Genomic DNA, 3,365 nt, shown 5'->3' on the forward strand with positions numbered 1-3,365 from the left:
TATTCCAAAGGCTAGGTGGGGGTTGTTTTTTGCCAAATTTTGTTTTCAGGATAGATTAAGTTAAATGAAGTCAGCACATTTAGGCTGTAACCTAGTCCTGAGTTTTGCATTAGGACGACGCTCTTCTTCCCTCCAAGATATATTCCTGACGCAACTCCCAATGCTGAATCTTCACGAACCGCTGGTACATAGAAAATGCCTTCATCCACCTCATTCGCCTTTGATTCCAATAGCTTAAAAATTCCCTTCAAAAGTGAGCAGGGAACGCCAGTAAAATGATTGTATCCGTTCTCTTTTAGAACCGCCAACATTCTTTCTGCAGTGCTATTCAATCTTCTTCCCCTCTCCCAACCCATTTTGTGTTTGATTATTGTTTTATATATAACTTTTTAAAAAATTTAAATTTGTCTAAATGGAACGAATTGTTTTGAGCGATATTTAAAACTTCATAAGTACCTGTCCTGAAAAATTAAACATTTATCATTTATAATCAAGCCTTTGTTTAAATATTTCCCACTAAAAAATATATTTGTTAAACTAAACGACTAGGTGTTTTTCTCGATGCTTACCCGATGCTAAGTACTTTTGACGACCTCGCCAATAAATATACAAGACAATGAGCGTAGAAAAGGAAACGATCAGAAAAAGGGTTGCTCCTCCGTATAATCCCAAGATAAGCCCACCTAACCAAGGGCCAAGAAATTGTCCAATATTGTAAAAATTTTGTATACCATAGTACATTCCACGCATACTTGTCGGTGCTAGTTCATCCAAAAGGACATTCATAGCTGGAAAACTTAAAATTTCTCCTAGCGTAAAGACGATCATAGACAAGATAAAGGAAAACGAACCATCAGAAAATGCAAAACCTATGTTACCGAACATGAACAGCGTGTTCCCGACCGCTATGTTAAACAAGGGATTACGATTTTCGAAACATTTGGTTATTGGCATCTGAAGGATAATAACTGTAACAGCATTAACTGTTATCAAGACAGAGAAAATCTTTACACCCTCTACAAATTCATGGTTTAGATATTGAATCAAAGTACTGTCCATCTGGGAATATCCAAACATCCAGATGATCCCACCAAGCACATAGAAGCGGAGTGGAACATCCTCTTTTATTGTGTCCCATGCAATTCGTAGGCGAAATGGTTCTTTATATTCCCCTCTCTGCTGCATGACAATGCTCCTAAGCATTAAGGTTAATGCTAATGCGTAACAAAAATAAACTGTACCCGTAATTAAAAATGGAGTGGAACTCGCCACCAAACCTAGATATGTGCCCGCGAGTGGTCCTACCGCTGCTCCGATGTTAATCGCCAGATAACGAAGAGAAAAAATTCGAAATCGCTCAGAAGTATCGGATAAATCGGACATTAACGCTTTGGAGACAGGTTCAAAAAACGAGTTGCACAGACCATTGATGATGTTTAGTATTATAAACAAGACAGGGTGTTTAACACATCCAAACAGTAGGAACACTAAGCTCCAGATAAAGAGAGCAATTAGCATAACTTTTTTTCTACCAATCTTATCCGACAATGTTCCTCCAAAAATTCCACCTATGGTACTAGCTAAAAACCCTAATCCGATAATTATCCCAATTAGGTCAGAAGACAAACCTGTCTGCCGATAGAGATAAATTGCTAAAAATGGCATGGACATCGACCTTGCCGCCCGCATAATCATTGTACCAAACAACAGAAAACGGATAATCGGATGAAATCGGTTGAATTCTCTTAATTGTGCAAACAATCAAATTTACCCTCCCAAACCACGGATTGTTCAAACCACGCTGCCAACTGTTGAATACGAGCAGCTACTTGTGCTTCTGAATCACCTACGACGCAAAATTTTGCTATGGCATCCACACTTGAGACAGAACCATCAAATTCTTGACCGGGCTTTGCCGAGATGACTTGCTTCGTCACCCAGTTTGCAAAGCGGGTTGTCGGGATCTCTTTAAGCACTCCCTTTTTTTGCGGAATTAACAACCAACCACTTGGCATTTGCGGACCTTCACCACGAAGCGAACGTATCGGAACTGTGACCTCCAACCCGCATTGAGCCTGTACACAAATCTGGTTGATATCAAATCCAAACCCCTGTTGGATTGTGTCACGTACCATAGCTCCACCCGTTCGACTGGCAATTTCACAGAATACTAATTCATCATTTGGTGTATGGAATACTTCAGCATGAAACGTAGTAATATCTGGGGTAGGTAACGCTTCAAGCACATGGCCGACAAAATCTATCAACCGAGAGGTTAAAGGATTATCCGCGTCAAGCTGATAGCTTCCGAGAAACTTCTCATTTTGAAAAGCAAGACACCCATTAACATATTTAGAAGGCCAACAATGGACAATCTCTCCGTTCAACACAAGTCCATCGATATGATACATATCCCCTTCAATGAATGTCTCCACCTCGAGATTAGATACCAGTCCATTAACCAGATAATCCATTAGTTCGTTGCGATTACGCAATACTACCGTATTGATTGATCCCATTCCATATATCGGTTTGATAACCACAGGATATCCGTATTTCTGGATAAAATTATACAGATCAACAGCTGATTCTATTTTAGTAAAATCAGGAACTTTCAGACCAGCTTCTCGTACTCGCTCTTTCATAATGATCTTGTTACGAAACGCAAGGGCGCTTTCCCAAGATTGACCCTCAATTCCCAATACATCCCGTAACCTACCTGCACGTAAAAGGTCATATTCTGACGTTGCGATGATTGTCCGAAACTTATACGTTTCATACAATTCCAATGCACGAACCTCAATAGCGCCATTGGTTTCGTAATGATCAAATGCTTCAACCAATCGATAGTTCGTACATTCTTCTGTCTGTTTCGTTGTTGTCAGCATCAGTATATCTTCATTCAATTCTTGCAACCAAACATCGTATGGGGATTTGGAATAAGGTGCCTTATTAATGATCAGGATACTCATACTAAAGCCTCCTCATTTAATTTTTTACATTCATTAAATTACTACTTCACTAGTATGTAGGAATTTCAGTCAAGCCCTGTTTGATGAAATAGTCCACTTATACATAGAATTTGACTACAACTTGTTTTAACCGTTCTAAGTATCAGTTACACCAACTTCTACTGATTCTCCCTCCTTTTCTAATCTTCTTTTACGATAATGAGCCAAAGTTCTTATTATAAACTTGTTAAGAATAAATGTACTTTTTAAAATTTTAAATATATTATAGGAAATTATTTTTGGTACATCAATCATTAATTACAAAAAATTGAAAAATATATTAGTTTTTTAAATATATAACCCGTGGTGCTAGTTGAGCGCTAGCGCTCAACTAGCCCGAGTGTGACAAGCGAA

3 protein-coding genes are annotated in these 3,365 nt (G+C 38.6%); all 3 read right to left on the bottom strand.

Features of this window, described 5'->3' with window-relative positions; all coding sequences use genetic code 11:
* Positions 1 to 11: 11 nt before the first annotated feature.
* Positions 12 to 332: a thiamine pyrophosphate-binding protein gene (locus ACYQY7_RS13770; RefSeq protein ID WP_461202910.1), complete on the bottom strand. Its 321-nt coding sequence runs from the start codon at positions 330 to 332 to the stop codon at positions 12 to 14.
* A gap of 205 nt (positions 333 to 537) precedes the next feature.
* Positions 538 to 1,761, bottom strand: coding sequence for an MDR family MFS transporter (locus ACYQY7_RS13775; protein ID WP_461202912.1), 1,224 nt, complete (start codon positions 1,759 to 1,761; stop codon positions 538 to 540).
* Positions 1,746 to 2,972: an ATP-grasp domain-containing protein gene (locus tag ACYQY7_RS13780; RefSeq protein ID WP_429878679.1), complete on the bottom strand. Its 1,227-nt coding sequence runs from the start codon at positions 2,970 to 2,972 to the stop codon at positions 1,746 to 1,748. The genes ACYQY7_RS13775 and ACYQY7_RS13780 overlap by 16 nt, the downstream gene beginning before the upstream one ends.
* Positions 2,973 to 3,365: the final 393 nt, after the last annotated feature.

Source organism: Anoxybacillus sp. TBDG-1 (genome assembly GCF_054815885.1).

What these genes read in the sequence shown, in the direction of transcription:
- ACYQY7_RS13780 (WP_429878679.1), bottom strand. Translation starts at nt 2,972, where the DNA reads ATGAGTATCCTGATCATTAATAAGGCACCTTATTCCAAATCCCCATAC.